A 26,997-nucleotide genomic window follows, 5' to 3' on the forward strand; every position below is an offset into this window, starting at 1 on the left:
CATTGATCGCCTACGATCACTAGCCCCTGCTGACCAGGAGCGAAATTCCGGTCAACGATCTAGGGCGGTTGCTGGCTCAACCCCGACGCCGAGTCGCCCGCCGCACTACTGCGGCGCGAGCCGGAAGTAGTCGAGGTTGAACCCGCCCTTCTCGCAGTACACCGTGACCAGTTGGTCGCCGGCCGTCAGGGCGACCGGCACGTGCACCGACTGGTAGCTCGCCCAGCCGCCCGTGTCCGGCACCGACGCCGTTGCCAGCACCTGACCACTCGCGTCACGGAACGACACCGCACCCGCCACGGCGGCACCCGTGCCGTTGGCCACCCGCAGTTCCAGGTCGTAGGTTCCCGGCTGGGCGATGTCGACGCGGTACTTCAGCCAGTTGCCGGCGGCGGTCCAGCCGATGTTCCTGCCGCCGCTGGCGGCGGCGTTGCTCTCGACGAAGTTGCCACCTCCATCGGCCCAGCCGTGCTGCTCGACGTACGACTCGGCCTCGACCTTCTCGCCGACCGGTGCGCCGTGCGGCCGCACGGTCACATGGACGGTCAGCTTGTCGCTTGCGACGCCGTCGGTGACGACGACCGTCAGGTCGCGCTCACCGGCCGCCGTGGGACGAAGCGTCACCACCCCCGTCGCGGCGTCGATGCTGGTGCCCTCCGGCAGGTCGGATGCGTAGAAGGCGAGTCGGTCGCCGTCGGCGTCGGTGGCCGTCAGCGGCACCCGCACCGGGTGGTACTGGTCGGCGACCACATCGGCCACGTTGTCCAGCACCGGCGCGTGATTGCCCTTCGTCGGCGGCAGCGGTGCCTTCCACCGGAACGTGGCGAACGAATGCGCGGGCACCGTCTCGACGAAGGACTGGCCGGCGAGCACCACACGTACCCTGGTGGCGGCATCGTTGCTGTTGCCGAGCACGGCGACGAAGTGGTTCGCCTCGCCTCGGTAGACCACGTTGCTAACGCCGTTCGCCGCGGCGCTCGACTCCACCCGTACGTCCTCCGGGCTCAGGTACCGCGCGAACTGTCCCAGCTGGTACAGCTCGTTGCGGACGCTGAAGTCGCCCTTCGTGGTGTCGACCTTGACCAGGCGGTCGGGCCACTTCGACGTCCGGCCGACCTCTTCCCAGTCGATGTTGTTGTTCCGCTCGCCCGTCCAGTGCAGCGTCCCACCGTCCTGGTCCGTCGCCTGCGCCCAGAGAATGTAGGAGCTGGCGTTCAGCCGGAAGTAGTTCAGGATCGTGGCGGGGGAGAGGTCGCTCGTCTCGGTCATGTGTACGGGCTTGCCGGTCTGCTCGTACGCGTCACGCATGACCGTCGGGTCGCCCCAGTACGGGTGGAAGGCGATGGCGTCGGTCGCCGCACGCACCTGCTCACCTGTCACCGAGCCGTCCGGTGCGTCCTGCAGGATCCGGTAGTAGTTCTTCGTCTCGGTGCTGTTCGGGTCGCGCCAGTCCCAGAAGTTGAAGTCATGCACGTAGAGCTCGGTGTCGAGCCTGGCGGCGGCGAACTCGCGGTCGATCGCGAGAGCCAGCTTCTGCTGCTGCGCCACGCTGATGTCCATGGCCGGATAGACGACGTCCATGCCGGGCTCGTTCAGCAGCGTCAGCGCGTCGATGTGGATGCCGTGCTTCGCGTACGCCTGGACGAACTTCACGTAGTAGCGGGCGAAGACGTCGATGCAGTCGTCGCGCAGCTTGCCCACCTGGTAGTAGCTGGTGGTGCTGCCCGGGCGGAGCGCGACCTCGCCGGTGAACCGGTTGTTCGTCTTCATCCACGCCGGGGCGCTCCACGCGGAGGCGAAGAAGGTGGCGCGCGGGTTGTAGCGCTGGATCAGCTTGATGGTGTCGATGATGTGCAGGTCGAGGTCGTGCTGGATGGAGAAGTAGTTCAGGCCGAAGTCTTCGGTGACGCCCGCGGGCAGTTCGTCCTCCGACCAGAAGGGCAGATGTTCGATGACGTCGGGGCTGCCGATCGTCACCCGGAACCGGTCGAGTCCCGCGCCGTGCTTCGGGTCGACGAGCAGCCGGATGGCCTCCTCGCGTTTCGCCGGGCTGAGCTTCCAGAGGTTGGAGACGCTCGTCTCGTCGAGGGAGAAGCCGATCCCGGAGTAGCGCTGGCGCGTCTCGCTGGGGTCGACGACAACGGTCGCGTCGGCGGGTGCGCCCGGGTCGTCGCCGACGTGGACGGTGGGCAGCTGGTGCCACCCGTTCCCGGCCTCGGTGGAGTACGTTCCGGCCACGGCAGGGCCACGGTGTGCGGTACCTGCCGTCGCTGCCGCCGGCAGCGCGGCTGTGCACAGCACACCGGCTGTTGCCGACGCGGCGACCAGCGCCGCGATGGTGGGTCGCCTCACGGCGCCTCCTTGGGTCGGGGGAGCGTCCTTGCGCACGCTTCGGCCTCGGGAGCCGGAGGCACCCGTGGGACGGCCGGTGCTGGCGTCAGCGAGCTTTGCTCCCCGCCAAGGCTCAAGTCAAGATATTGCCAATACTTAATTCAACATCCGTTTTAAGTCCTGCTCTCGTGCTGGACCATTGACACGGCCGTGGTGTGGCCGGAACTATCAGCGACAGTCCACTACGCCTGTCTTCGTAGGTCACGCGTCCTTGTGACAACGATGTCATGGCCCGCACGGTGCAACTCCGAAGGAGAGTGCATGGCCGAGATGCCCGGGTCGGCACCATTGGCGCGAGCGTCCTGCCGGGTGGCGCCATGACGCCGTCGGTCGAGCCCGCGTCTTCCCGGCGACGTCACGGCCCGGCCGGAGCGAAGCGGTCGCCCAGGTGGAGCGGCGGTCCACCTCGGACGGCGCTGCGTTACACCTGTTCGACGTCGCCCCCGGATCAGGCCGATCAGCAGGTCGTGCCGGCGCCGACGAGGGCGCCGACGCCCACGCCGACCGGCGGTTCCCCCGGCCTGAGCGCCCGGTAAGCACATTCGCGTTCCATGGCAATCGATCGACCGCAGTAGCCACGCCACCGTCCTCCCCGCCCAGACGTTCGACGCACTCGACCCGGATCGAGTCGAAAGGCCCTGCCCCCATGTCGTACCCGTCCCTTGCGCGCCCTTTGTCCCCCCGACTGATCGCCGCGACAGCCGCCGTCCTGCTGCCGGCGGGACTGCTCGTCGCCGCACCTGCGGCCAGTGCCGCACCCGCGTCGCCCGGCAGTTTCAGCTCCTCGTTCGAGTCGGCCGACCCACAGCCCGCCGCGAGCACCGTCGAGGTCGACGCGAGCGGTAAGCCGGTCCAGGCGAACCTGAGCGGCTCGAGCCCCACCGGCCTGCCCGGCAGCCTGCTCGATCAGGTCGATGCGGTGACCGCGAGCGCCGAGAACCCGCCGAACGAGACCGCCGCGAACCTCACCGACGGCAATCCGTCGACCAAGTGGCTGGCGTTCAGCCCGACGGGCTGGGTGACCTACCAGCTGGCCAAACCGGCGGCGGTGGTGCGGTACGCGCTGACCTCCGCGAACGACGCACCGACCCGTGACCCCAGGGACTTCACGGTGCAGGGGTCCAACGACGGCAGCACGTGGACCGACCTGAATCGGCAGACCGGGCAGAGCTTCAGCGGCCGGTTCGCCACGAACACCTACAGCTTCAGCAACACGACCGCCTACGGCTACTACCGGCTGAATGTCTCCGCGAACTCCGGTGACTCCCTCGTTCAGCTCGCCGACTGGGACATCAGCGACGGCTCGAACGTCAGGCCGCCGGCCACCCCGATGGTCAGTGTCGTCGGCGCCGGGCCGGTCAGTGGGCACAACATGAAGCCCGGGGCCGGATTCACCGGGCTGGCCTCGCTGCGATACTCGGGCGGCGCCGAGGCCGACGGTCGTTCGTATGCGACCAACAAGCTGTTCGACGTCGACATCCCGGTCGGGCCGAAGACCCGGTTGTCCTACAAGATCTTCCCCGAGTTCACCGGCCAGGACACCCGGTATCCGTCCACCTACGCGGCGGTCGACCTGCACTTCACCGACGGCGGCTACCTCAGCCTGCTTTCGCCCGTGGACCAGCACGGATACCCGCTCACAGCCGCCGGGCAGGGCGCGTCGAAGGTGCTCTACGCCGACCAGTGGAACGCGGTGCGGTCGGACATCGGGGCGGTCGCGAACGGCAAGACGATCGACCGCATCCTGCTCGCCTACGACGATCCCCACGCGACGGCCTCGACCCGCTTCCAGGGATGGCTCGACGACATCACGCTAACGGCCGCTCCGACGCCGATCGACGACTCCAGCCTGACCAATTACGTCGACACCCGGCGCGGGACAAACGCGTCGGGCTCGTTCTCGCGCGGCAACAACCTGCCGATCTCGGCGATGCCGAACGGCTTCAACTTCTTCACGCCCGTCACCAACGCCACCTCGAACTCCTGGGAGTACGAGTACCAGCGGAACAACAACGCGGCGAACCTGCCCACGCTGCACGGACTTGCGATCTCGCACGAGCCCAGCCCGTGGATGGGTGATCGCAACCAGATGTCGGTCATGCCGGTGCCGGCGGGCGGATCGCTCACCGGCGCGCCCAGCCGTCGGGCGCTCGCCTTCAGCCACGACGACGAGATCGCACGGCCGGACTTCTATCAGGTCACCCTGCAGAACGGCCTGATCGCGCGGATGTCGCCCACCGACCACGGTGGGATCATGGCGTTCACCTTCCCGTCCGGGCAGGCCACCGGAAGCCTCGTCTTCTACAACGGCACGTTCACCATCGGTACGGACGGCACGTTCACCGGCTGGGTCGACAACGGAAGCGGCCTGTCGGCCGGTCGCAGCCGGATGTTCGTGTCCGGCACCTTCGACCGGGCGCCGACGACGTCCTCCGCCACCTCCGCCACCTTCGACACCTCCGGGAACTCGCAGGTGACGCTGCGCATCGCCACGTCGTTCATCTCGGTCGACCAGGCGCACCGGAACCTCGACCTGGAGGTCACCGGCAACAGCCTCGACCAGGTCCACGCGGCCGCCACCGCGGCATGGGAGGACCGGCTCGGCCGGATCGACGTCCAGGGGGCGAGCGAGACGCAACTGGTCACCCTGTACTCGAACCTGTACCGGCTGAACCTGTATCCGAACTCGCAGTCGGAGAACACCGGCACCGCCACCGCGCCGCACTGGCGGTACGCGAGCCCGGTGTCGGCGCCGACCGGTCCGTCGACGGCCACCCAGACCGGCGCGAAGATCGTCGACGGGCAGATCTACGTCAACAACGGGTTCTGGGACACCTACCGCACGGTCTGGCCCGCGTACTCGCTGCTGTACCCGGACGTCGCCGCCAGGATCGCCGACGGGTTCGTCCAGCAGTACCGCGACGGCGGGTGGATCGCCCGCTGGTCGTCGCCCGGCTACGCCGACCTGATGACCGGCACCAGCGCGGACGTCGCGATGGCCCAGGCGTACCTCAACGGCGTCAAGCTGCCCGACCCGCTCGGCGCCTACGACGCGGCGGTCAAGGACGCGACCGTGGCGTCCGGGCGCAGCGAGTTCGGCCGCAAGGGCATCGAGACCTCCCTGTTCCTCGGGTACACGCCGACCTCCACCGGCGAGTCGGTGTCGTGGGCGTTGGAAGGCTTCATCAACGACTACGGCATCGGCAACATGGGCGCGGCCCTGGCCAAGGACCCGGCCACGCCGAAGTCGGAGCGCGACCGGCTCAACGAGGAGTCGCGGTACTTCCTGCAGCGGGCCCGCAACTACGTCAACCTCTTCGACGCGAAGACGAAGTTCTTCCAGGGACGCGACGCGGCCGGCAACTTCCTCGCCGGCGACCCGCTGGACTGGGGTGGCGTCTACACCGAGACCGACGGTTGGAACTACGCGTTCACCGCCCCGCAGGACGGTCAGGGGCTCGCCAACCTGTACGGCGGGCAGGAGGCGCTGAAGGAGAAGCTCGACCAGTTCTTCGCCACCCCGGAGAACGCCGACCATCCGGGCGGGTACGGCGGAACGATCCACGAGATGCTCGAGGCGCGGGCGGTACGCATGGGCCAACTCGGCATGAGCAACCAACCGTCGCACCACATCCCGTACATGTACGACTCCGCAGGCGCGCCCGCCAAGACGCAGGCGATCGTGCGGGAGATCCTGCAGCGCCTCTACGTCGGCAGTGAGATCGGCCAGGGCTATCCGGGCGACGAGGACAACGGGGAGCTGTCCGCTTGGTACATCCTCAGCTCACTGGGCATCTACCCACTGCAGGCCGGCTCGTCCAACTGGGCCATCGGCTCGCCGCAGTTCACCCGGATGACCGTCCACCGGCACAGTGGCGACATCGTCGTCAACGCGCCGAACAACAGCACCAGGAACGTCTACGTGCAGGGCGTGGAGGTCAACGGCAAGGCGCAGCGCGAGACGTCCATCGACTCGGCGGTCCTCGCCCGCGGCGGCACGATCGACTTCCAGATGGGCGCGAATCCGTCGTCCTGGGGCACCGGAAAGACCGACGCGCCACCGTCCCTGACCCAGGGCAACGCCGTGCCCAAGCCGTTGCAGGACACCACCGGCCCCGGTCTCGGCGCCGCCACCGCGAGCGGCGGGCAGGACGCCGCCAAGCTGTTCGACGACTCGTCGACCACCCAGCTGACCTTCGCCACCGGCACGCCGCAGATCACCTGGGTGTTCCGCGGCGGCAGGCAGACGCCGACCTACTACACGCTCACCTCCGGGGCGAGTGCGGGCGACCCGACGGACTGGCGGTTGCAGGGCTCCAACGACGGGATCACCTGGACCACCGTCGACTCCCGCAGCGGCGAAGCGTTCCCGTGGCGCGCCCAGACCCGGCCGTTCAGGATCAGCGATCCGGGGCAGTTCGCGCAGTTCCGCCTGGCCGTGACGAAGACGGTCGGCGCCGAGAAGACGACCCTCGCCGAGATCGAGTTGCTCGCCGGCGGCGACGTCGAACTCGGCGGCGGTGCCGTTGCGGTCACCGCCGCGAGCAGCGTGCACGCCACCTCCGGTGCCGCGGTGTCGGTGCCATTGGCCACCGTTACCGGGGGCACCGCCACCGGCTACCAGGCCACGATCGACTGGGGTGACGGCTCGCCGGCCACCCCCGGCACGCTGGCCGTGAGCTCGCGCGGCGTGTACAGCGTCAGCGGCTCGCACACCTACGCCAAGCCGGGTTACCACCAGGCCGGCGTCACGGTGACCGACGGCAGCAGCCAGAGCTCGGCAACCGTCGGCGTCGACGTGGCCTACGCGCCGAGTTCGGGCCTCACCGCGGCCTTCGACACCGTCTGCATCGGCGACGAGGGCGCCCTCGCGGCGAACTGCGACGCCAAGTCGTGGTCGTACTCGCGGGCCGCCCTCGCGGCAGCCGGCGTGACCCAGGGCCAGCAGCACCAGGTGCCCGGCAGGGGCCTGCACTTCACGCTGCCGGCGATCCCGGCCGGGCAGCCGGACGACGCGACCGGCAACGGCAGGACGGTCGTCCTCAACCTTCCGACCGACGCCAAGAGCATTTCGTTCATCGGCGCCGGTACGCAGGGCAACCAGAGCACCACCGGCACGGCGACGTTCAGCGACGGCAGCACCGCCACCATCCCGATCCAGATGAGTGACTGGACGCTGGGTGGCAACGCGAACGGCACCCCGTCCTACGGCAACATCGTCGTCGCGAAGGCCGCGTACCGGCTGAGCGGCACGAGCCGGGACGGCGCCCAGCCGTTCCTGTTCGCCACCGCGCCGTACCAGATCCCGGCGGGCAAGACGCTCGTCTCGGTGACCCTGCCGACGCAGACCGGCGACCCCGGGTCGGCGGGCCGGATCCACGTGTTCGCCATCGCGGACGACGGCACGCCGGCCCCCGCGTTGGCCACCACCGCCCCGAAGGACCAGACGGCCACCGCCGGACAGGTCCTCTCGGCGAACCTCGGCTCGGTCACCGGCGGCGTTCCCGAGCCGACCGGCTACCACGCCCGCGTCCAGTGGGGTGACGGCACGGTTCCGGACGACGTCACGATCGGCCCGGCCGGTGCGATGAGCGGACAGCACACCTACGCGCAGGAGGGCACGTACACGGTGCACGTCACCGCCTGGGACACCCGGTCGAGCAGCACGGAGACCTTCACCGTGACAGTGGCGCGTGGCGGACTCCAGCCGACGATCGCGGTGTCCGCGTCCGCCACCGTCGCCGCCGGTGACGCGATCACCGTCGACGGCAGCGGGTTCGCCGCCGGCGAGCAGGTGACCGTGACTCTCGGCACCAGTCCCGCGCGGAGCATGACCGTCGCGGCCTCCGGGGCGGGAGCGGTGCACGCGTCAATCGCGACGTCCCGTGACGCGCAGCCCGGCCGGTACTCCGTCACCGCCACCGGCGCGTCCTCGCGGACACCGGCGACGGCGACCGCCCGGGTGACCGGGGAGCCGGAAGAGCCGACGTACCAACCGCAGGTGGCGCTGTCGACCACGTCGGGACCGCGCGGTACGTCGATCACGGTCGACGGTTCCGGATTCGCGCCGAACGAGGTGCTCACGATCAGCTTTGGTGAGGGCCTCGCGACCAGCACGGTGCGGGCGAATGGTGACGGCGTCATCTCCGGCGCGACCGTCAGCGTTCCGGGGAATGCGGGGGCGGGCTCGACCAGCATCACGGTGGCGGGTGCCGATTCCGGGACGCGGGTTGCGCTGCCGTTCACCGTCACCGGGCCGAAGTGAGCAGGGGGTAGCACAGCGCCTGGGCGGGCCGTGATCACGGCCCGCCCAGGATCCGCCTCTCAGCCCTGCCGGGGTGCGGTGCGGCCGGTCCGGCTGTACGGCACCGGCGGGCGGCTAGTGCCGTGTCCACTAACGTTGGCCGGGTTGGCCGGTGGTTGGGAAATGTCGTAGGGCTGGTGTTGGCTTCGGTTCGTGCCTCGCCGTCGGGATCCCGCCTTGCCGCGGGTCGTGCACCGCACCGCGCGTGTCGCGTTGCGGGTGACGCCGGGGCAGCGGCGGCGGTGTTTCGGGTTGCTGCGCTCGGCCGGTGACGTGTGGGCGTGTGTGTTGGAGGTCAACGCGTGGCGCCGCCGCCGCCGGGACGGTCCGCTGGTGGGCTATCAGGAGTTGTGTCGGGAGTTGTCCGGGTCGGGGCCGGGCACGTTCGCGGAATTGGACACCACAGCTGCGCGGTCGGTGTTGCGCCGGTTCTCCGATGCGTGGTTCGCGGCGGCGAAACGCCGCAGCGCCGGTGACCTGTCGGCGCGGTTCCCGCGTCGTCGGCGGGGGTTGGTGCCGGTGCGTTGGTATCACGGCACGTTCACCCTCGACGGCCGGCGGGTGCGGATCCCCACCGCGAAAGGCGCTGCCCCGTTGTGGGTGCGTCTGGCGCGGGAGGTGCCGTACCCGGTCGAGCAGGTCCGATCGGTCACCCTGCTGTGTGAGGGCGGCCGGCTGTTCCTCGACGTCACCGCCGAGGTGCCGGTGGCGGTCTACCCGCCCGGCCAGGAACCGGACCCGGCCAGGGTGGCCGGGGTGGATGTGGGGATCATCCACCCGTACGCGGTGGCCGGCCCGGATGGGGAGGGGTTGTTGGTGTCGGGGCGGGCGATCCGCGCCGAGCACCGCATGCACCTGGCCGACACCAAGGCCCGCCGCCGCGGCGTGGCCCGGCGGGCGCCGAAGCCGGGTGAGAAGGGATCGCGGCGGTGGCGGCAGTACCGGCGTCGGGCGCGGCTGGTGGAGGGCCGGCACCGGCGGCGGGTGCGTCAGGCCCAGCACGAGGCCGCCCGCAGCGTCGTGTCGTGGGCGGTGGGTCAGCGGGTGGGTGTGCTGCACGTGGGTGATCCCCGCGGGGTGTTGGACCTGCCTGCGGGGCGGCGGCACAACCTGCGGTTGCGGCAGTGGCAGATCCACCGGCTCCTGCAGGTCCTCACCGACAAGGCCACCTTGGCCGGTATCACCGTCCACCTGGTCGACGAACGCGGCACCTCGTCCACCTGCCCCGCCTGCCACCAGCGGGTGCCGAAACCCCGGGGCAGGACCTTGTCCTGCCCGCATTGTGCATTCTCCGGGCACCGCGACCTCGTCGCGGCCGCCAGCATCGCCACCCGTGTCCCGGGCGGCGGATCCACCACCCCGGCAGCGGTCGTGCTGCCGGAGGTGGTCACGCACCGTCGAGCCGGCCGGCACCTGCCTGGTGCCGGACGGTCCCGGCGTGACCCCCGCCGCCCACCCCGGGCGGCGCGAGGGTCAGTTGGCCCGCGGAGGCCCGCCCCACCCATCGGTGGTGGGGAGTCGCTCGCCCCCAAGGCGAGGATCCACAACACCCACTGCAAACCCGGTGAACGTTAGTGGACACCGCACTAGCGCGAGAACGTGCGAAGCGTCTCAACGACGAAGCGGTGGTCCGCCAGTTGCGGAAGCCCGGAAGCGCCGAACCAACCCACCACGCCGGTGGCGCGAACGCGCAGTGGCACCGCGCCCCCGGCGGCCGCGTACCGCGAGGCCGGCAGCCCGAACTTCTCCGTCAGCGTCACCTGCTGGTCCCGACAGAGCCGGGACATGTACAGGGACGAGTGCTCGAACCGCATCACCACCCGTCCCTTGCGGCGCAGCCACCCGTCGTTGTCCCGCGTCGAACCCGGCAGGCCGCAGTGGAACAGCTGGCGCCCGGCCCGCCACACACCCACCGCGATCGGTAGCCGCTGCTCCCGCGCGGCGGCAACGGCCAGCATCCCCAACTCGTACGCGTCCGACTCCGACAGGCCCGGCAGCTCCAGCTCGCCCTCCTCCCGCAGCAACTCCTCCAGCGTCGGCCACGGGTCCTGGTCAGGTGGCATACGCACCTCCGTCTCGTCGAGTGGGGACTGCCCCGGTTCGGTGAAGACCGATTGTCCCCTCCCGCGCTGGAGTACCTAGCTGCCGCTCTCCCCGCGGCGGGGAAGTTTCCAGTCCGGCCGTACGAAATGGCACGTGTAGCCTGCGGGATACCGCTCCAGGTAGTCCTGATGTTCCGGCTCAGCCTCCCAGAACGGTCCGGCCGGGCTGACCTCGGTGACCACCTTGCCCGGCCAGAGGCCAGAGGCGTCGACGTCGGCGATCGTGTCCTCTGCGACTTGCCGCTGCTGGTCGTCGCAGTAGAAGATGGCTGACCGGTAGCTGGTGCCGACGTCGTTGCCCTGACGGTTCTTCGTTGTCGGGTCGTGGACCTGGAAGAAGAACTCGAGGAGATCCCGGTAGGACAGCTTCGCCGGGTCGAAGACGATCTCGATCGCCTCGGCGTGGGTGCCATGGTTCTGGTACGTCGCATTCGGGACGTCCCCGCCGGTGTATCCGACCCTGGTGGCCAGCACGCCGTCGCGTTTGCGGATGAGGTCCTGCATTCCCCAGAAGCAGCCGCCAGCCAGGATCGCCTTCTCAGTCGTGTCGGTCATCGCTTCGCTCCCCGGTCTGCCTGCTCGAACACGTTGCGGTACTCCCCATAACCCGCACGCTCGAGGTCGTCGCGGGGGATGAACCGGAGTGCGGCGGAGTTCATGCAGTAACGCAACCCGCCGGCTTCCGGGGGACCATCGTCGAACACGTGGCCAAGGTGGCTGTCCCCGTGCGCCGACCGCACCTCGGTGCGGGTGATGCCGAGAGTCGAGTCCTGGAGTTCGACCACGTTTTCCGCTTCGACCGGCCTGGTGAAAGTCGGCCAGCCGGTACCGCTGTCGTACTTGTTGACGGAAGCGAACAGGGGTTCACCGGACACGATGTCGACGTAGAGGCCCGGCTCCTCGTTGTCCCAGTACGCGTTGTTGAAGGGTGGCTCCGTCTCGGCTTCCTGGGTGACCCGATACTGCTCCGGCGACAGCCGAGAAATCGCCTCCGGGTTCTTGCGATAGTCGTGTGACACCGTCGGTCCTCCCCGATGGGTCGTCGACAGGAGGGGCCAGGTTCAACCGGCCCGCACCAGACACGTCAGCAGGGCCTACCCCGCCTGCGCTTGACTAACCGCCGTCTCGGCGGGCGACCGGAACGCCCGATGCCCGTTCGAAACCACGCAGACGGGGTAACCGCCGACGGCTTCCCGAGCGCTCGGGACACGAAAGGAAGGACGGTCATGACCAGAATCGGCATCATCATCGGCAGCACCCGCCCCGGCCGTAACGGCGAGACCGTGGCCCGCTGGGTGCACGACATCGCCAGCAAGCGCACCGATGCCGAGTACGAGCTCGTCGACATCAAGGAATTCGACCTGCCGCACCTCGACGAGATGGCGCCCCCGTCGCTCGGGCAGTACACCCAGCCGCACACCCTGCGGTGGGCCGAGAAGATCGCCTCGTTCGACGGGTACGTCTTCGTGACGCCGGAGTACAACCACTCCACGTCCGGCGCGCTCAAGAATGCCATCGACTTCCTCTACGCCGAGTGGAACAACAAGGCGGCCGGGTTCGTCAGCTACGGCAGTGTCGGCGGCACCCGGGCGGTGGAGCACCTGCGCCTGGTGGTGGCCGAGTTGCAGATCGCGGACGTACGGGCGCAGGTGGCCCTCTCGCTCTTCACCGACTTCGAGAACTTCAGCGTCTTCAAGCCCGGCCCTCACCAGGTCGATGCGGTGAACACGATGCTCGACCAGTTGGCGGCCTGGAGCGGCGCGTTGGCGACCCTGCGGGCTGGCACGACGATGGCGACGGCCCAGTCCGGTACGTAGCCCGCCGCGCGGCGGTAGGGGAAGCCCGGCGCTCGCCGGGCCCCCCGTTGAGTACGCGAAGCTGGCCGAGGAGGTGGGCCTGGACGTCTTCGCCATCGGTGAGCAACACAACCCGCCGTTCTTCCCGTCCTCGCCCACCACGCTGCTGGGCCACGTCGCTGCCCGGACGGACAAGATCGTGCTGTCCACCTCGACCACGTTGATCACGGATCGACCGGGCGGCCGGCGAACTGGCCCGCGAGGTCGATCGGCGGGAAAAGCCCACCCACCTTGATCCCTTCGACGTCCCGACGCCGTTCGAGCAGCTGCTCGCCGGCGAGGGGCCTCAGTCGCGGCGCGCCGGGCCGCCGCACCGCGTGGCCGCACAGCGTCAGCGGTCGGCCTTATCTGACCGTTAAGTAACGGTCCAACTGGTTCACCCCGCGGGCCGCACTGGGAAGACTGGGGCAATGTCCGCCGCCGCTCCGCCCGCTCCCGCCCGCCGCCGTCGTACCCGAGCACTCGCTGCGGTGGTCGCCGCGCTCGCCGTGGCCGCCGGGGTCGGCGCCTGGTCGCTGCGGGATCGGGTGATCGGCGACGGCGGTGCACCGGGGCCGGGCGACGCGGCCGTCCTGGGCGCGGGGCCCGCCGCCGGCCCGGCGGGTGGCACCGCCGCCTGTGCCGGCCGGCCGGCCCGGGCGCCTCGCGAGTTGCGGGGCATGTGGATCACGACGGTGAACAACATCGACTGGCCGAGTCGGCGCGGGCTGCCGGCCGAGACGGTGCGGGCGGAGTTCCGGGGCTGGCTGGACCTGGCCGTGCGGCACCACCACAACGCGGTCTTCGTGCACGTGCGGCCGAGCGGGGACGCGCTCTGGCCGTCCAGCTACGCGCCGTGGTCGGAATGGCTGACCGGGCGACGCGACGGCCGCGACCCGGGTTGGGATCCGATGGAGTTCATGGTGGCCGAGGCGCACGCCCGCAACCTGGAGTTCCACGCCTGGTTCAACCCGTACCGGGGCGGGCAGCCGGCCACGGTGGGCGGGCCCGGCCCGAGGGTGGACCAGCTTGCGCCGGCCCATCCGCTGCGGCGGCACCGCGACTGGGTGGTCACCTATCCCAGCGCCGACCGGCCCGGCAGCCGCCTCTACTTCAACCCGGGTGTCCCGGAGGCGCGCAGGTTCGTCGAGGACTCGATGCTGGAGGCGGTGCAGCGGTACGACGTCGACGGAGTGCACTTCGACGACTTCTTCTACCCGTACCCCGAGGCCGGGCAGGACTTCCCGGACGACGCGGCGTTCGCCCGGTACGGCGGGCGGTTCGCCGACAAGGACGCCTGGCGCCGGGACAACGTGAACACGCTGGTCCGCGAGATGAGCGAGCGGATCAAGGCGATCAAGCCGTGGGTGAAGTTCGGGATCAGCCCGTTCGGCATCTGGCGCAACGAGCGCACCGACCCGGCCGGCTCGGCGACCGCGGGCCTGCAGAGCTACGACGACATCTACGCCGACACCCGGCTCTGGGTGCGGAAGCAGTGGCTGGACTACGTCGTGCCCCAGCTCTACTGGCCCATCGGGTTCGGCAAGGCCGACTACGCCAAGCTGCTGCCGTGGTGGGCGGCCACGGTGCAGGGCACCCGGGTGCAGCTCTACATCGGCCAGGCCGACTACCGGGTGGGCGAGCGCGGCGCCTGGCGCGACCCGGCCGAACTGGACCGCCAGCTCGCCCTCAACCGCCGATTCGGCGTGCGCGGAAGCGTGCACTTCAGCGCCAGGCAGGTCCGCGCCGACAAGCTCGGGGCGGTCAGCCGGTACAGCAAGGCGCACTACGGGGGCCCGGCGCTGGTGCCCGCGATGGCGCAGCTACCGGCGGCGTCGCCGGCCGCACCGGCGGTCACCGCCGCGCGGCGTGCGGACGCCGGCGGGGTGGTGCTGACCTGGCGCGGGGACGGCGCGACGAGTTACGCCGTCTACCGGGTGGACGGCGACGCGGCCCGGCTCGTCGGCACCGCCCGGGGCGCCGGCTGGGTGGACCGCGCCGCCCCGGCCGACCGCCCGCTCTCCTACTGCGTGTCCGGACTGGACCGCAGCGGAAACGAGGGCCCACTCAGCGCGCCGACGGCCGTCGCCGCGCAGTAAGGGTCCGTGGCGTCCGGTGGCCGAACGCGGGTGGCGGGTCACCATACGCAGGATCGGGGCAGGAAAGCCCACGCGATCCCTGCGGCGAAACGGTTCCCGGTCCACTTCGCCATGATCCACTGACGGTCCTTGGTGACGTACCGGATGTCGATGCTGGCGCCGGCCGGTGCGGTGCCGAGTCGATGGACGGCGACCGCCGGTCCCGACCCGTAGGCTGCGGCGGCGCCGATGTTGCCGTAGGCGGTGCAGGTGGTGCGGGCCGTGGTGGTCTTGAGTCCGCCGCCCTTGTTCTCGCTCCACACCCCGTACGGGCTGCACAGCGGGTCGACGCTGTTGGCAGTGCAGAACACCTGCTCGGAGTGCCACCAGCGCAGCTGGTCCGGGGACCCGTCGGCGTTGCTGGAGCCGACCACGTTGGGGCCGCCGGCACAGCTCGAGGACATGAAGCCGGTGCGCTCGATGGCGAACTTGCGGGTGCCGTAGGCGTAGGCGCACCCGTCGAAGCTGCCGCCGGCGTACCCCCAGGGCCAGCGGGTGATGCCCTCGGTGTTGCCGGCGCTGGCGTCACCGGTGTCGCGGATGTCCATGTGGTCGAAGCTGGACTTGACGACGCCGTCGGCGAAGACGAAGTCACGGGCGAACAGGTAGCCCACCATCGGCCCGTTGGCCTTGTAGCTCAGCAGCACCCAGCCTGGTCCCATGCCGGTCTGCGCCCACGAGTCCTCGGCCGCGGTCTGTACCCGGTTGACGCCGTATCCCCAGGCCACGGCCGGCGACGGGGCGACCAGGGCGGTCACCGCCATGACGACGGCCAGCACCAGACCGGACCTTGTCGCGGTACGTCGCCAGCCCATCGTCACTCCTCGATGAAGGTTAGGCGACAACCTACAACGACAGCTGACGATGTGGCAATCTCCTTGTCCCGCGGCTTGCAGGAAACCTGCGGACCTTGTCCGCATCTTGCATACATCTTTCAGGCCCTGCTACCTTGGCGCGCACACCCTTCTAGTGAAAGGGATCAATATGCGATTGCTACCCAAGGCCGTTGCCATGGCCACGGCACTGGGCATCATGTTGGTCGCGCCGCCCGCTGCCCAGGCCTATGTGGTGCCGCGCCACGCCATCAACATCTGCCAGAGCGCCAGCTTCTACGACAACTACGACTCGGTCTCGGGCCCGTACGGCCTCAAGCGGGTGCTGTACTACGGCGACAAGATCGGTCACACGCCCGGAGCCCACCCGGTCTACAACGGCTGGGCGGCCACCTTCGACTTCGGCCCCAACGACTGGGGCTACATGCGCATCGAGTGCATCGGAGGCTACGACTCATGGTGACATCGCCATCCCGGCCCGTGCGCGCGGCCCGCTTCGGGGTCGCGGCCGCAACCGCTGCCGCACTGCTGGCGATCGCGTCGCCGGCGCAGGCCGCCAACGGCACCATCGGCGTGCGTGAGACCGTCTGCGCGGACTCGTTGTTCGTACGCACCGACCCGGGAGGCGCCTGGATGGGCACCCTGTATGCCGGGCAGACCTTCCTGGTGCAGGGCCCCAGGAGCGGCGGCTACATCTACGGCTTCGCCTACGGCCACGTCAACCGCAACGGATGGGTGCAGGACGGCTGGTTCTGCTGAACCCGCCGGCTGTGCCGACCGACGTTGGTCCCGCACCTGCCCAGGCGGGGGCGGGATCAGCGGCGCGTCATTCCCCGGCAACAGGAAACCGGGTCGTGCGAGTGCGGATCGATACGCCTGGCTACCCTTGGCGGGCTCCTCGCCTCGCACCCGTGCGCCGCCACGGAACTGCCAGGATCAGGACGGCCAGGACGAGGGCAGCGCCGATGCCGAGCCCGGTCGGCCACGCGAACGATGACGACTCCGCTGGCCGACCCTCCGGCTCGCCCTTGACGGGGACCACGGGACGCTCGTTCTTCTTCTCCTCCGGTGTGACCAGGCGGCCGACGGACGCGCCGGGAGGAAGAGCGAAGCCCCAGTTGAGCAGGGCTGTCGCCTCTCCGAAACTCCCCAGCGGCGCGGTCTCCGCGCCGAGCAGGGTCACCGCGAGCCGCCGGCCGTCGCGTTCGGCCACGCCGACGTACGTCTGCCGAGCCAGGTCGGTGAAGCCCGTCTTCCCTCCGAGCGTTCCGGGATATATGCCCAGCAGCGTGTTGTCGTGGGTGATCTGGAATCCCGGCGTTCCCGGCCGTTCCGGTATCTGCGCCACCGTGGTCGCGATGTAGCGCCGAAAGTCTTCCCGGGCGAAGGTGGCCCGCGCGATCAGCGCGAGGTCGTACGCGCTGGTGTATTGACCGGGGCCGTCGAGGCCCGAGGGGGTTGCCGCGTGGGTCTGGTTCGCGCCCAGCCGGCGCGCTTCGTCGTTCATCGCCTGCACGCCACCCTGCCTGCCGGCGTTGCCGCCGCCGACGCGAGCCAGCACGTTGGCCGCGTCGTTCCCTGATCGGAGCAGGAGTCCCAGCCACAGGCTCTCGATCGAGTACCGGCCGCCCTCGACCACCCCCATCAGCGAACTTGCCGGATCGAGATCGCGCAGATCCGCCCGGGTCACCTCGACGACCTGGGTCGGATCGAGGCGGGGCATCAGGGTCGCCGCCAGCAGCAGCTTCTGCACACTGGCCGGCGTTCGGTGCTCGTGGGGGCCGCACCCGCCGAGCACCTCACCAGTGTTCAGGTCCGCCACCAGCCATGAGGTGGCGGTCACCGCCGGCGCCGTCGGCGCGTCCGCGGGAATGGCCAAGCCTGAGGTCGCCAGCGCCTGCCCCCCGACTGCCGCCTGGGCGGGGTCGACCGGCGGCGGGGACGGTGGGGCGGGCGGGGGCACCGGCGGCTTCACGGCCGGGCATGGCAGGTGCGGCGCGGCTGCCGCCCGCGTCGGTGGCGCGACCGCGGCAGCGGGCAGAGCCAGGACGGCGCTGAGCATGACGGCAGTAACCCGAAAGATGGTCACGTTAACGAACGGTAATCCCCCGCAAGGCCGGCGTGGCCCGATTGAGGAAAGCGCGCAGGGTTCAACCGGTTCTTACACCCTCGAGATATATACGCGAGGTATACGCTCAGGGTATGGTCACGGCATGAGTGTTCCGTTGACCCTCCTCGGTCTGCTCGAGCGCGAGCCCAGCCACGGCTACGACCTCAAGCGCGACTACGACACCTTCTTCAGCCGCGGCAAGCCGCTCCCGTTCGGGCAGGTCTACGCCACGCTGGGCCGCCTGGCTCGCGACGGCAAGATCGTGATCGGCGAGGTGGAGCCGGGCGTCGGCCCCGACCGCAAGCGCTACCTGATCACCGAGCGCGGCGCGACCGAGGTCGACGCCTGGCTGACCGAGCCGGTCGAGGCCGAGCCGAACCTGCAGACCGTGCTCTTCACCAAGGTGGTGCTGGCGCTGATGCTGGACCGCCCCGCCGCGGACTACCTCGACGCCCAGCGCGCCGTGCACCTGCGACGGATGACCGAGCTCACCGCGATCAAGCGCGACGGCAACCTCGTCGACACGCTGCTGGCCGACCACGGGCTGTTCCATCTGGAGGCCGACCTGCACTGGATGGACACCACGATCGCCCGGCTCGACGCGCTCCGGAAGATGGTGCGGCGATGACGGCGATCGAGGCGCGAGACGTGGCGTTGTCCTTCGGCAGCACCCCGGCGCTACGGGGTGCCAGCCTCTCGGTGGACCCGGGTGAGATCGTCGCCGTCATGGGCCCGAGCGGGTCGGGCAAGTCCACGCTGCTGCACTGCCTGGCCGGCATCCTGGTGCCCGACGCGGGCGAGATCCGCCTCGACGGCCGCCGCCTCGACACCATGAACGAGCAGGAGCGCAGCGTGCTCCGCCGGGACCGATTCGGGTTCGTGTTCCAGTTCGGACAGCTCGTCCCCGAGCTGACCGCGGAGGAGAACGTCGCGCTGCCGCTGCTGCTCGGCGGAGTCCGCCGCACGGCCGCGTTTCAGGAGGCGCGGCCCTGGTTCGAGCGGCTCGGTCTGGCCGGGCTGGAGCGACGCCGTTCCGGTGAGCTGTCCGGCGGCCAGGCGCAACGGGTGGCGCTCGCCCGCGGCCTCGTCGCCCGGCCGAGCGTGCTGTTCGCCGACGAGCCGACCGGCGCCCTCGACTCCCTCACCGGCGAGCAGGTCATGGACCTCCTCGTCGCGTGCGCCCGCGAGCAGGGCACGACCGTCGTGCTCGTCACCCACGAGGCCCGCGTCGCCGCGTACGCCGACCGGCAGGTCATCGTGCGCGACGGCAAGGTGAACGCGCTGGTGCGCTCATGATCCGGTTCGGTCTGCGACTGTGCCTGTCCGGTGGCCGGGAGGGGGCCGTCCGGCTCGTCGTCATCGCCGGCGCGGTGGCGCTCGGTGTGGGCATGCTGCTGGCGACGCTCGCCGGCATGAACGCCGTCGGCGCGCAGAACGCGCGGTACGCCTGGCTCAACACCGCCGTCGCACCGGCCTCCGCCGACCCGACGGCCGACCCGATGTGGTGGCTGATCCGAGAGGACTACTACCACGGCCAGTCGATCGGCCGGGTCGAGGTCGCTGCGCTGGGCCCGGACGCGTCCGTCCCGCCGGGCATCCCGCACCTGCCCGGGCCGGGCGAGTTCTACGTCTCGCCCGCGCTCGGCAAGCTGCTGCGGAACACCCCGGCCGCTGAGCTCGGTGACCGCTTCCCCGGCCGAGAGATCGGCACGATCGGGCGGGCCGCGCTGCCGTCCCCCGAATCGTTGCTGATCGTGATCGGTCGCACCCCGGCGGACCTGGAGCAGCTGGGGGCCCGGCAGGTCACCGAGATCATGACCACCTCGCCGAGCGACTGCGGCAACGGCTGCTACGTCGGCATCAACCACGACGGCATGACACTCGTGCTGTCGGTCGTCGCGGCCGCGCTGCTCTTCCCGGTCCTCATCTTCATCGGCACGGCGACCCGGCTGGCCGCGACCCGCCGGGAGCAGCGCTTCGCCGCGATGCGGCTGATCGGCGCCACCCCCCGGCAGATCTCGGTCATCTCGGCCGTGGAGTCGACAGTCGCCGCCGCGGCGGGTACGGCTGCCGGGTTCGGCTTGTTCTTCGCGCTCCGGTCGGGACTCGCCACGATCCCGTTCACCGGTGAACCTTTCTTCAGCGCCGACCTGTCGCTCACCGGCATCGACGTCCTGTCGGTCGGGCTGGGCATCCCGCTCGGCGCGGTCGTGGCGTCCTGGCTGGCGCTGCGCCGGGTGCAGATCTCGCCGCTGGGCGTGAGTCGGCGTGTCACCCCGAAGCCGCCGCGCGCCTGGCGGCTCATCCCGCTGGTCGTCGGGCTCGCCGAGCTGACGTACTTCATCGGCCGGCGTCCCGGGACGACCAACGGCCAGATCGCCGCGTACCTGTCCGGGTTCTTGCTGGTCCTGACCGGCCTGGTGCTGGCGGGGCCGTGGCTGACGATGGTCGGCGCCCGGGCGCTGGCGGGGCGGGCCAGCCGCCCCGCCGCGCTCATCGCCGGGCGGCGGCTGTCGGACAACCCGAAGGCGGGGTTCCGGACCGTGAGCGGCCTGATCGTGGCGCTCTTCATCACCAGCGTGGCGACGGGCACCATCACCACGTACGTGGCCAACCGCGGCGAACCGCGCACCGACTCGGTGGCCGCCACCTCACTGGCGAAGTCGTTCTGGCCCGAGGAGGGTCCGGCACCGACCGTGGACCAGATTCCGGCCGGGCTCACCGCGATCCCCGGGGTGCGCAGTGTCACCGTGGTGCACCGCAATCCGGACCCGGACGGATGGCAGGGCCTGGTCACCTGCGCCGAGCTGGACCGCCTGGCGGTCTTCGGCAGCTGCCCCGCCGGCGCGCGGGTCGCGCAGGTGGCGAGCGACCTCATCGGCATGCGGGCGTTCGACCTGACCAGTGACACGTACGTCTGGGACGCCGCCGGCATCGCCCCCGCGGAGGTCGACCGGCAACCGATCCTGTCGGTGGTCGTCGACACCACCAGCCGCTCCGCGTTCGAGCGGGCCCGCACCTTGCTGGTCGACGCGTTCCCACTGGGTCGCTTTCCGATCAGCGTCGGCGAGTGGGAGGCGAACTCCGCGCGGCAGCTGAGGCAGTTCCAGCAACTGGCCAACGTGATCATGCTGGCCAGCCTGCCGATCGCCGGCTGCAGCCTGGCGGTGAGCGTGGCCGGCGGGCTGAGCGACCGGAAGCGACCGTTCAGCATGCTGCGGCTCACCGGGGTGCAGCTACGCACCCTGCGTCGGGTGGTCGCGCTGGAAACCGTCGTGCCCCTGCTGCTCGTCGCGACGGTGGCGACCGGGCTGGGATTCCTGGCCGCGCATCTGTTCCTGCGGGCGCAGCTCGGCTACCCGCTGCGAGCGCCGGACCTGTCGTTCTACCTCATGGTCGGCGGCGGGCTCGCGGTGTCGCTGGGCATCGTCGCCTCGACGCTGCCGCTGCTGCGGCGGATCACCGGTCCGGAGACGGCCCGCAACGAGTGAGGCAATCCGCAGCGGACCTGCGCGGCCTCGGAACTGCTACGACTGAAGGTCGGTGACGACGGCGAAGTGATCCGACGGCCACACCTCGTCGACGGGGGTGGTGCCGGCAAGGCGGGCGGACCGCACCCGCCCGCGCCCATCCCGGGGCAGGCCGACCAGGACGTAGTCGATACGTGAGTCGGGGAGCACCGTGTCGGCCTGGTAGCCGTTGCGGCGGTCCCAGGTGAAGCCGGGGTCGGCCGGGTCGGCGTAGCGCCAGGCGTCGACGAGCACCAGCCCCGGGACCGCGGGAGCGGTGAGCAACCCGCCGAGCAGTCGCAGTTCGTCGGAGTCGGGCTCCGCGTTGAGATCGCCGGTGACCACCGGCGGGTAGGCGCAGTTCGCCGCCTCCTCGGCGACCAACGTGGCCAGCCGCCGGACCTGGGGCAGGCGCACCTGTGAGCCGCCGGGCCGGTAGGTCAGATGGGTGGTGAACATCGGCAGGGCACCGTGCGGCGTGTCGATCCGCCCGTGGAGGGCCACCCTGCCCTCGCCGGGATCGCCGGTGGGCAGGGGTACCTCGGTGTGCCCGGCGATGGGCCAACGGCTGAGTATCGCGTTGCCGATGAACAGGTCGTCGTCGTGCCCGGCGCTCGTCTGGCCCGCGATCGCCCAGCACCAGTGCATGCCCAGCCGCTCGGCGAGGTCGGCGGCCAGGTTCTGCCCGTGGGTGCCCCACACCTCCTGCAGCCCGCACACGTCCGGGCCCACCTCGGTCAGCGTCGCCGCGATCGCCTCCCGACGGCGCTGCCACGGCCCGTAACGGCCCCACAGGTTCCACGTCAGGACCCGCATCAGCCGTTCCCCTCCCTCCCAACCCGATCAGTCCACGGCGGTCAGTTCCGACCGCCTGCACAGCCTTGCAGGCATCGTGCCGTCCACGCCGCGTTCCGCCGGGTGGTGGGGTGACCGCCCGCACAGCGACGTCCTCGATCGAACGTGTCCGACTGTTCGCCGGAATGGCGAGTGCCTTGCTGGCCACTACAGGTCCGCGCAGCCGGTCTCGTCGGGCAGCAGCGGGCGTGGAGCCACCTGCCACACCCGACCGGCGCTGCTCCAGCGCGTGCCGGCACCGGCGGTGGCCGCCTCCCGGTGGACCCGTTCGAGGTCGGCGCCGCGCAGCACGAGGCAGGTGGAGCCGGAGGCCGTGCCCCGCAGGGGTTCGCCGGTCAGCGCCGGCAACGGCCAGGGCCGGGCCGGCTCGGGGGGATCGGCCGGCGTGGCGACGATCGCGACGGCCGTCGGCTGGTACGGCACCGTCGGGCCGGCGACGTACCCGGCAAGCGCCGCCCGGAGCCGCGCGGCCGCCGGGTCGGTCCGGGGGAGGGTGACGGTGCGCCGCCCTCGGGTCGAGCCGACGACGACCCGGACGACCGGCGCGTCAGGGCCATCGGCCGCCGCCTGTTCCGGCAGCGCGGCGGCGTCGCGGAGCAGATCGCGTACGCCGTCCGGCGGGACCTGGTCCGCGCGCAGGTGCGGCCAGCCAGTGGGGGACCCGGCCGGGACGCTGATCAGCCGGCCGTCCCCGAACAGGGAGAAGCGGGGCGGTAGGGCTGCCGCGCCTCCGGGTGGCAACAGGCCGGGCAACTCGCTCAGCCGCAGCACCAGGGCCTCCGCACCGGTTCGCGGCTCCCCTTCCGCCTCGTCCCGCCCGGCGCAACCGGCGATCGTCGCCGCTCCGGCGAGCAGGGCCGGCATGGTGAGCAGGGCCAGCACTCTGCCTCGGTGCATCGGTCGCCTCCTGCGTAGCGGTTACGCCGGTCGGACGCCCCAACGGTGCCGCCGGTTCCGTCCGGGCCGGAACGGACCCTGGCCTGGTACGGACGGTGGTCCGGGAGCGCCGTGGTCGGCGCCCCCGGACCGGTCGTCCCGGTTTCTTCCCGACGGTCAGGACCGGGTGAGGGTGTAGTTACCGGAGCCCGTCTTGTTGATCACCACGATGCCGTACCAGGCGCTCCGGACAGGGGTGAAGGTGATCGTCTCGGTGGCGCCGGCGCCGCCGCCCGTGGCCGCGGCCACGGCGCTCGGCCGGGGGCGGATCCAGGTGTGCGAGTTGGCCGGGTCGCTGCCCAGGACGAGCTGGGCGTCCTGACCGAAAGTTCAAGGGAAGGGCGTCGGAGGGGCCGTCCCGGAAGGCGCGAGACGGCCCCTGACCGCGGTGCGGCTAGCCGCGGTGCCATTTCTGGTTGGCGCCGCCGGTGCACTCCCACAGCTGCAGCACCGCGTCGTTGTTCGGGTTCCAGTCGGCGATGTCCACGCACTTGTTCGCCTGTGGATTGACCAGGTCGCCGGCCGCGGTCAGCACGAACTGCTGCGCCGGGTTGCCGGAGCAGGTGACGATCTGGATTGCCGCGCCGTTCGCGGTGGAGCCCCAGGCCACGTCCATGCACTTGTTGTTCTGCGTACGCAGGGTCCCGTTGACGAAGTCCCAGCGTTGGTTGGTGCCCCCGTGGCAGTCCCACACGATGAGCCGCTGACCGTCGTTGAAGTTCCAGTTCGGCACGTCGATGCATTTGTTGTGCCAGTTGCTGACGATCATGCTGCCGGTCGCCGGCGGCGGCCCGGTGGGGCCACCCGGGCCGAAGGGGGTCAGGGTGATGGCGGCCGACCGGGGGTCGCCGCTGTGCACGAGGGACTCGAAGCCGCCGACGTCGTCGTAGGCGAAGCCGTACGCCTTTCCGTCGGCCATGTTGGCGTGGATGATGCGCGAGTAATGGTTGGGGGCGCTGTTCTTGTAGAAGGTGTTGGCGTCGAGGTTGGGCTCGACGTCGAACGTGCCGAGGGTGCCGCGGTTCAGCGCCGTGCACAGGGTGCGCTTGATCTCCGGCTCGATGAACGGCGGCGTGTTCGGTGCGTTGAAGACGCCGTCGCAGCCCCACACGTTGCTGGTCGTGGGCTTGGCGACGGTGGCGACCTGCGCGCCGGTCGAGTCGGTGAAGACCATGTTGGTGCCCACGGTGCGGCCGAAGAACCTGCGGTTCGGCTCGGCAACGCGCGGCACGACGGTGAGGGTACGGCTCGTGTACGCGTTCCACGCCGAGGTGATGTACGAGTCCAGGTAGCCGGGGTCCATCAGCCCGGCGTCCATCGCCTTGCCGGGGGCGAGGACCCGCAGCACGGTCCCGTCGGCGCGGGTGACGACCGACCGGGCGAACGCCGGCTGGGCCTTGACCGCGTTGATGACGGTGTTCCGGCCGTCGTTGAGCAGCTCGCCGGTCTTGGTCGTGCTGCCGTTGCTGTGCGTGACGGAGACGGCATGTGGGACCGCGAACTGGTCCACCTGCGAGCTGTTCAGCCACAGGCCCGCGTCGTTGTAGGTGAACTCCGACCAGTCGAACAGGATGTTCCGGTTCGGGTCGCCGCCGGCCCACGGCGCGGGCTGCACCAGGCCGTCGGGGGTGAGCCGCAGGTCGAGCTTCTGGCCGAACGAGAAATACATGCGTCCGGAGAGGAAACGCGGGAAGCGGACGGTGACACTGCCGCCGTTGCCCGGGCCGGCGATCGCGACGTCGGGCGCGGGCGTCGGCGGATTGCCCCCGGCCGGCCAGCGGGTGAACGCGCCGGCGGCGTTGACGTAGCCGAGGCCGCCGCCGGGGCGGATGTCGGTGCCGAGGATGTAGAGGTAGACCGCCTCGCCGCGGCCGGAGTTGTTGGTGACCGTGACGGGTAGCAGGTCGGGGCCGATGGCGTCTGCGGAGTCCTGGGTCGCGGCAAGGGCCACGGGGACGGCCAGGACGAGCATCGCCAGTCCGCAGAAGGCTGCGGCCACTCTTCTGCCCAGCGAGCGTCTGCTGCTCAAGGGGTGCTCCTTCGGGGTAGGACGGGTGCCCTCGCGGCCGACGGTGGTGGTGTTGGTGCGGGACGCGGTGGCGGGAGCGGTCGGAGTGCGGTTGCCTCTCCGACCGGAGAGAGCGCTCTCTCATACCTTCAACTTGGTCTATGTTTTATGTCAATACCCGTCGGAGGGGAGGATGCGGGTACGAACGGTGGTATGGCCGATCGACCGCGGCTGACCGTCGCCGCCACCGTGCTGGACTCGCCCGACGCCCAGCAGCTCGCCGGGTTCTACGAACGCCTGCTCGGGTGGGCGCGACACCACGACGAGCCGGACTGGGTCACGCTGCGCCCGCCGGACGGCGGTGCGGGCCTGTCCTTCCAGACCGAGCCGGCGTACGTGCGGCCGGTGTGGCCGGCGGGTCCGCAGGAGCCGCAGATGATGGCCCACCTCGACATCGAGGTCGACGACCTGGAAGCGGCGTCGGCCCACGCGGTGGCCGCCGGCGCCACCGTGGCGGACTTCCAGCCGCAGGACGACGTGCGGGTGCACCTCGACCCGGCCGGCCACCCGTTCTGCCTGTTCATCTGACCGGGGCGCGGCGCCCGACGAGGTCCACTCCCGGTCGCCGCAGGGTGCGGCTGCCCGGTCAGCCCGGCTCCTTGCCGGCGGGCCGGCGGCATCCGCCGCCGGCCCGCACGACTCGGTCCGCCCCGTCACGGACGCTGCCTGCGGTTGCGCGCCGCCCCTCAGCGGCCCGGGGCGCCGGAGCGATGGTTGCGCCTCAGGCGCGGGACCACTTCTGGTTTGCCCCGCCGGTGCAGTCCCACAGCTGGAGCTTGCCGCCGTTGTTCGGGTTCCAGTCCCGCACGTCCACGCATCGGTTGGAACTGGGGTTGACCAGGTCGCCGGAGCCGGTGAGGGTGAAGCGCTGTGCCGGGTTGCCGTTGCAGCTGACGAGGTTGACCTCGGTGCCGTTGGCGGTGCCGGCCCAGGCGGGGTCCATGCACTTGCCCATGGCGCGCACCGTGCCATCGGAGGCGAACGTCCAGGCCTGCGCGGCGGTGGTGTTGCAGTCCCAGATCTGCAGCTTCGCGCCGTCGACCGGGTTGGCTCCGGGGATGTCGATGCAGCGGCCGCTCTGCGCTCCCTTGATCCGGGTGGTGCCGGACGGCGGGTTGCCGTCATCCGGGGTGTAGCCGGAGACCCGGACGTAGTCGACGAGCATCTGCTGGGGGAACTGGGTGGAGGCGTCGGGGTATCCCGGCCAGTAGCCGCCGACGGCCACGTTCAGGATCAGGAAGAAGGGGTGGTCGAACACCCAGCGGTTGCCGCCGAGCCGGGCGGGATCGACGCGGTGGTACTCGACGCCGTCCAGGTACCAGATGATGGAGTTGGGCTCCCAGTCCACCCGGTAGCTGTGGAAGCCGTCGGCGAGGGGCTGGCCGAGGGTACGACTGCCGCTGATGCCGCCCGAGCCGGAGTAGCCGGGGCCGTGCACGGTGCCGTAGACGGTGTTCGGCTCCTTGCCGACGTTCTCCATGATGTCGATCTCGCCGGAGTTCGGCCACTGGACGCTGCCGATGTCGTTGCCGAGCATCCAGAACGCCGGCCAGATGCCCTGACCCCGCGGGATCTTGATCCGGGCCTCGAACCGGCCGTACGCCTGGGTGAAGGTGGCGGCCGTGAGCAGCCGGGCGGAGGTGTACTGGCAGCGGCCGTAGTGGCACTGGTAGTTGGCCGGGTTCTCCTTGCGGGCGGTGATGACCAGGTTGCCCTGGCCGTCGTGCACCGCGTTGCTGGTGCTGTTGGTGTAGTACTGCTGCTCGTTGTTGCCCCAGCCGCCACCGCCGATGTCGAACCGCCACCTGCTCTGGTCGACGGGCGTGCCGGCCGGTGCGTTGAACTCGTCCTGCCAGGTGATCCCGCCGATGGCCGCCTGCGCCGGGTGGGCGTGCGGCGGCATGACGGCGGCCGAG

The 26,997-nt window shown here is 70.7% G+C and carries 21 protein-coding genes and 1 pseudogene; 12 read left to right on the top strand and 10 right to left on the bottom strand.

What is annotated here, in order from left to right; genetic code table 11:
* Nucleotides 1-105: 105 nt before the first annotated feature.
* Nucleotides 106-2,352 (bottom strand): carbohydrate-binding protein, encoded by a 2,247-nt coding sequence (locus ACFOYX_RS15645; protein WP_322441142.1) that lies wholly within the window; start codon nucleotides 2,350-2,352, stop codon nucleotides 106-108.
* 712 nt (nucleotides 2,353-3,064) lie between these two features.
* Between ACFOYX_RS15645 and ACFOYX_RS15650 the strand changes: the two genes are divergently transcribed.
* Both ACFOYX_RS15650 and ACFOYX_RS15655 read left to right on the top strand, forming a co-directional pair.
* Nucleotides 3,065-8,656: a GH92 family glycosyl hydrolase gene (locus tag ACFOYX_RS15650; RefSeq protein WP_322441143.1), complete on the top strand. Its 5,592-nt coding sequence runs from the start codon at nucleotides 3,065-3,067 to the stop codon at nucleotides 8,654-8,656.
* Between the two features lie 258 nt (nucleotides 8,657-8,914).
* Complete coding sequence (locus ACFOYX_RS15655) at nucleotides 8,915-10,270, top strand: RNA-guided endonuclease InsQ/TnpB family protein (protein WP_377534085.1); 1,356 nt, start codon at nucleotides 8,915-8,917, stop codon at nucleotides 10,268-10,270.
* Between the two features lie 11 nt (nucleotides 10,271-10,281).
* On the opposite strand, the gene ACFOYX_RS15660 is transcribed toward ACFOYX_RS15655, so the two are convergent.
* The 3 genes from ACFOYX_RS15660 to msrB form a co-directional block, all read right to left on the bottom strand.
* Nucleotides 10,282-10,758 (bottom strand): heme-degrading domain-containing protein, encoded by a 477-nt coding sequence (locus ACFOYX_RS15660; protein WP_322441145.1) that lies wholly within the window; start codon nucleotides 10,756-10,758, stop codon nucleotides 10,282-10,284.
* A gap of 75 nt (nucleotides 10,759-10,833) precedes the next feature.
* A complete protein-coding gene (gene msrA, locus ACFOYX_RS15665) occupies nucleotides 10,834-11,352 on the bottom strand; it encodes a peptide-methionine (S)-S-oxide reductase MsrA (protein WP_109805739.1) in 519 nt (172 codons plus the stop codon).
* Nucleotides 11,349-11,816 carry a peptide-methionine (R)-S-oxide reductase MsrB gene (msrB, locus tag ACFOYX_RS15670; RefSeq protein ID WP_322441146.1) on the bottom strand — a complete coding sequence of 156 codons (468 nt, stop codon included), beginning with the start codon at nucleotides 11,814-11,816 and terminating at the stop codon, nucleotides 11,349-11,351. The genes msrA and msrB overlap by 4 nt, the downstream gene beginning before the upstream one ends.
* A gap of 207 nt (nucleotides 11,817-12,023) precedes the next feature.
* Between msrB and ACFOYX_RS15675 the strand changes: the two genes are divergently transcribed.
* The 3 genes and pseudogenes from ACFOYX_RS15675 (at nucleotide 12,024) to ACFOYX_RS15685 (ending at nucleotide 14,731) form a co-directional block, all read left to right on the top strand.
* Nucleotides 12,024-12,614, top strand: coding sequence for an NAD(P)H-dependent oxidoreductase (locus ACFOYX_RS15675; RefSeq protein WP_322441147.1), 591 nt, complete (start codon nucleotides 12,024-12,026; stop codon nucleotides 12,612-12,614).
* Nucleotides 12,615-12,660: 46 nt separating this feature from the next.
* Nucleotides 12,661-12,822: pseudogene (locus ACFOYX_RS15680) on the top strand (LLM class flavin-dependent oxidoreductase); the annotation flags it as partial.
* Nucleotides 12,823-13,063: 241 nt separating this feature from the next.
* Nucleotides 13,064-14,731, top strand: a complete 1,668-nt coding sequence (locus ACFOYX_RS15685; RefSeq protein WP_322441148.1) for a family 10 glycosylhydrolase — start codon at nucleotides 13,064-13,066, stop codon at nucleotides 14,729-14,731.
* A gap of 38 nt (nucleotides 14,732-14,769) precedes the next feature.
* Here the strand turns inward: ACFOYX_RS15685 and ACFOYX_RS15690 are convergent, their stop codons facing one another.
* Complete coding sequence (locus ACFOYX_RS15690; protein ID WP_322441149.1) at nucleotides 14,770-15,585, bottom strand: hypothetical protein; 816 nt, start codon at nucleotides 15,583-15,585, stop codon at nucleotides 14,770-14,772.
* A 196-nt stretch (nucleotides 15,586-15,781) separates the two neighbouring features.
* Between ACFOYX_RS15690 and ACFOYX_RS15695 the strand changes: the two genes are divergently transcribed.
* The gene (locus tag ACFOYX_RS15695; RefSeq protein ID WP_322441150.1) at nucleotides 15,782-16,066 is read left to right on the top strand and encodes a hypothetical protein; all 285 of its coding nucleotides are present in this window, start codon (nucleotides 15,782-15,784) and stop codon (nucleotides 16,064-16,066) included.
* Complete coding sequence (locus ACFOYX_RS15700) at nucleotides 16,060-16,362, top strand: hypothetical protein (RefSeq protein ID WP_238455195.1); 303 nt, start codon at nucleotides 16,060-16,062, stop codon at nucleotides 16,360-16,362. Before ACFOYX_RS15695 ends, ACFOYX_RS15700 begins: the two co-directional genes overlap by 7 nt.
* 121 nt (nucleotides 16,363-16,483) lie before the next feature.
* On the opposite strand, the gene ACFOYX_RS15705 is transcribed toward ACFOYX_RS15700, so the two are convergent.
* Nucleotides 16,484-17,692 (bottom strand): D-alanyl-D-alanine carboxypeptidase, encoded by a 1,209-nt coding sequence (locus tag ACFOYX_RS15705; RefSeq protein ID WP_322441151.1) that lies wholly within the window; start codon nucleotides 17,690-17,692, stop codon nucleotides 16,484-16,486.
* Between the two features lie 124 nt (nucleotides 17,693-17,816).
* On the opposite strand from ACFOYX_RS15705, the gene ACFOYX_RS15710 reads away from it, so the two are divergent.
* Genes ACFOYX_RS15710 through ACFOYX_RS15720 form a run of 3 tightly spaced genes read left to right on the top strand, consistent with a single transcriptional unit; the run spans nucleotide 17,817 to nucleotide 21,204 of the window.
* A complete protein-coding gene (locus tag ACFOYX_RS15710; protein WP_109805654.1) occupies nucleotides 17,817-18,341 on the top strand; it encodes a PadR family transcriptional regulator in 525 nt (174 codons plus the stop codon).
* Nucleotides 18,338-19,009 carry an ABC transporter ATP-binding protein gene (locus tag ACFOYX_RS15715; protein WP_322441152.1) on the top strand — a complete coding sequence of 224 codons (672 nt, stop codon included), beginning with the start codon at nucleotides 18,338-18,340 and terminating at the stop codon, nucleotides 19,007-19,009. The genes ACFOYX_RS15710 and ACFOYX_RS15715 overlap by 4 nt, the downstream gene beginning before the upstream one ends.
* On the top strand, nucleotides 19,006-21,204 hold the full coding sequence (locus ACFOYX_RS15720) for an FtsX-like permease family protein (RefSeq protein WP_322441153.1): 2,199 nt from the start codon (nucleotides 19,006-19,008) through the stop codon (nucleotides 21,202-21,204). The genes ACFOYX_RS15715 and ACFOYX_RS15720 overlap by 4 nt, the downstream gene beginning before the upstream one ends.
* 36 nt (nucleotides 21,205-21,240) lie before the next feature.
* Here ACFOYX_RS15720 and ACFOYX_RS15725 read toward each other — a convergent pair whose 3' ends face one another.
* Both ACFOYX_RS15725 and ACFOYX_RS15730 read right to left on the bottom strand, forming a co-directional pair.
* On the bottom strand, nucleotides 21,241-22,038 hold the full coding sequence (locus ACFOYX_RS15725) for an endonuclease/exonuclease/phosphatase family protein (RefSeq protein WP_322441154.1): 798 nt from the start codon (nucleotides 22,036-22,038) through the stop codon (nucleotides 21,241-21,243).
* A 186-nt stretch (nucleotides 22,039-22,224) separates the two neighbouring features.
* Entirely contained in the window at nucleotides 22,225-22,974 is a 750-nt protein-coding gene (locus ACFOYX_RS15730; protein ID WP_322441155.1) for a hypothetical protein, read from the bottom strand.
* A 193-nt stretch (nucleotides 22,975-23,167) separates the two neighbouring features.
* Here ACFOYX_RS15730 and ACFOYX_RS15735 point away from each other — a divergent pair, with 193 nt between their 5' ends.
* Nucleotides 23,168-23,335: a hypothetical protein gene (locus ACFOYX_RS15735; RefSeq protein ID WP_322441156.1), complete on the top strand. Its 168-nt coding sequence runs from the start codon at nucleotides 23,168-23,170 to the stop codon at nucleotides 23,333-23,335.
* Between the two features lie 72 nt (nucleotides 23,336-23,407).
* Here ACFOYX_RS15735 and ACFOYX_RS15740 read toward each other — a convergent pair whose 3' ends face one another.
* Entirely contained in the window at nucleotides 23,408-24,985 is a 1,578-nt protein-coding gene (locus ACFOYX_RS15740) for a beta-1,3-glucanase family protein (protein ID WP_238455004.1), read from the bottom strand.
* A gap of 249 nt (nucleotides 24,986-25,234) precedes the next feature.
* Here ACFOYX_RS15740 and ACFOYX_RS15745 point away from each other — a divergent pair, with 249 nt between their 5' ends.
* Complete coding sequence (locus ACFOYX_RS15745) at nucleotides 25,235-25,609, top strand: VOC family protein (protein ID WP_109800247.1); 375 nt, start codon at nucleotides 25,235-25,237, stop codon at nucleotides 25,607-25,609.
* 193 nt (nucleotides 25,610-25,802) lie between these two features.
* Here ACFOYX_RS15745 and ACFOYX_RS15750 read toward each other — a convergent pair whose 3' ends face one another.
* Nucleotides 25,803-26,984: a family 16 glycosylhydrolase gene (locus ACFOYX_RS15750; protein WP_322441244.1), complete on the bottom strand. Its 1,182-nt coding sequence runs from the start codon at nucleotides 26,982-26,984 to the stop codon at nucleotides 25,803-25,805.
* Between the last annotated feature and the right edge of the window lie 13 nt (nucleotides 26,985-26,997).

Source organism: Micromonospora sp. GCM10011541, assembly GCF_042650725.1.
Taxonomy (GTDB): Bacteria; Actinomycetota; Actinomycetes; order Mycobacteriales; family Micromonosporaceae; genus Micromonospora; species Micromonospora sicca.

Excerpts from the sequence above, each read along its gene's own strand:
- ACFOYX_RS15660 (WP_322441145.1), bottom strand. The coding sequence starts at position 10,758 with ATGCCACCTGACCAGGACCCGTGGCCGACGCTGGAGGAGTTGCTGCGG.
- msrA (WP_109805739.1), bottom strand. The coding sequence starts at position 11,352 with ATGACCGACACGACTGAGAAGGCGATCCTGGCTGGCGGCTGCTTCTGG.
- ACFOYX_RS15675 (WP_322441147.1), top strand. The coding sequence starts at position 12,024 with ATGACCAGAATCGGCATCATCATCGGCAGCACCCGCCCCGGCCGTAAC.
- ACFOYX_RS15685 (WP_322441148.1), top strand. The coding sequence starts at position 13,064 with ATGTCCGCCGCCGCTCCGCCCGCTCCCGCCCGCCGCCGTCGTACCCGA.
- ACFOYX_RS15690 (WP_322441149.1), bottom strand. The coding sequence starts at position 15,585 with ATGGGCTGGCGACGTACCGCGACAAGGTCCGGTCTGGTGCTGGCCGTC.
- ACFOYX_RS15695 (WP_322441150.1), top strand. The coding sequence starts at position 15,782 with ATGGCCACGGCACTGGGCATCATGTTGGTCGCGCCGCCCGCTGCCCAG.
- ACFOYX_RS15700 (WP_238455195.1), top strand. The coding sequence starts at position 16,060 with ATGGTGACATCGCCATCCCGGCCCGTGCGCGCGGCCCGCTTCGGGGTC.
- ACFOYX_RS15710 (WP_109805654.1), top strand. The coding sequence starts at position 17,817 with ATGAGTGTTCCGTTGACCCTCCTCGGTCTGCTCGAGCGCGAGCCCAGC.
- ACFOYX_RS15715 (WP_322441152.1), top strand. The coding sequence starts at position 18,338 with ATGACGGCGATCGAGGCGCGAGACGTGGCGTTGTCCTTCGGCAGCACC.
- ACFOYX_RS15720 (WP_322441153.1), top strand. The coding sequence starts at position 19,006 with ATGATCCGGTTCGGTCTGCGACTGTGCCTGTCCGGTGGCCGGGAGGGG.
- ACFOYX_RS15725 (WP_322441154.1), bottom strand. The coding sequence starts at position 22,038 with ATGCGGGTCCTGACGTGGAACCTGTGGGGCCGTTACGGGCCGTGGCAG.
- ACFOYX_RS15730 (WP_322441155.1), bottom strand. The coding sequence starts at position 22,974 with ATGCACCGAGGCAGAGTGCTGGCCCTGCTCACCATGCCGGCCCTGCTC.
- ACFOYX_RS15740 (WP_238455004.1), bottom strand. The coding sequence starts at position 24,985 with ATGCTCGTCCTGGCCGTCCCCGTGGCCCTTGCCGCGACCCAGGACTCC.
- ACFOYX_RS15745 (WP_109800247.1), top strand. The coding sequence starts at position 25,235 with ATGGCCGATCGACCGCGGCTGACCGTCGCCGCCACCGTGCTGGACTCG.
- ACFOYX_RS15750 (WP_322441244.1), bottom strand. The coding sequence starts at position 26,984 with ATGCCGCCGCACGCCCACCCGGCGCAGGCGGCCATCGGCGGGATCACC.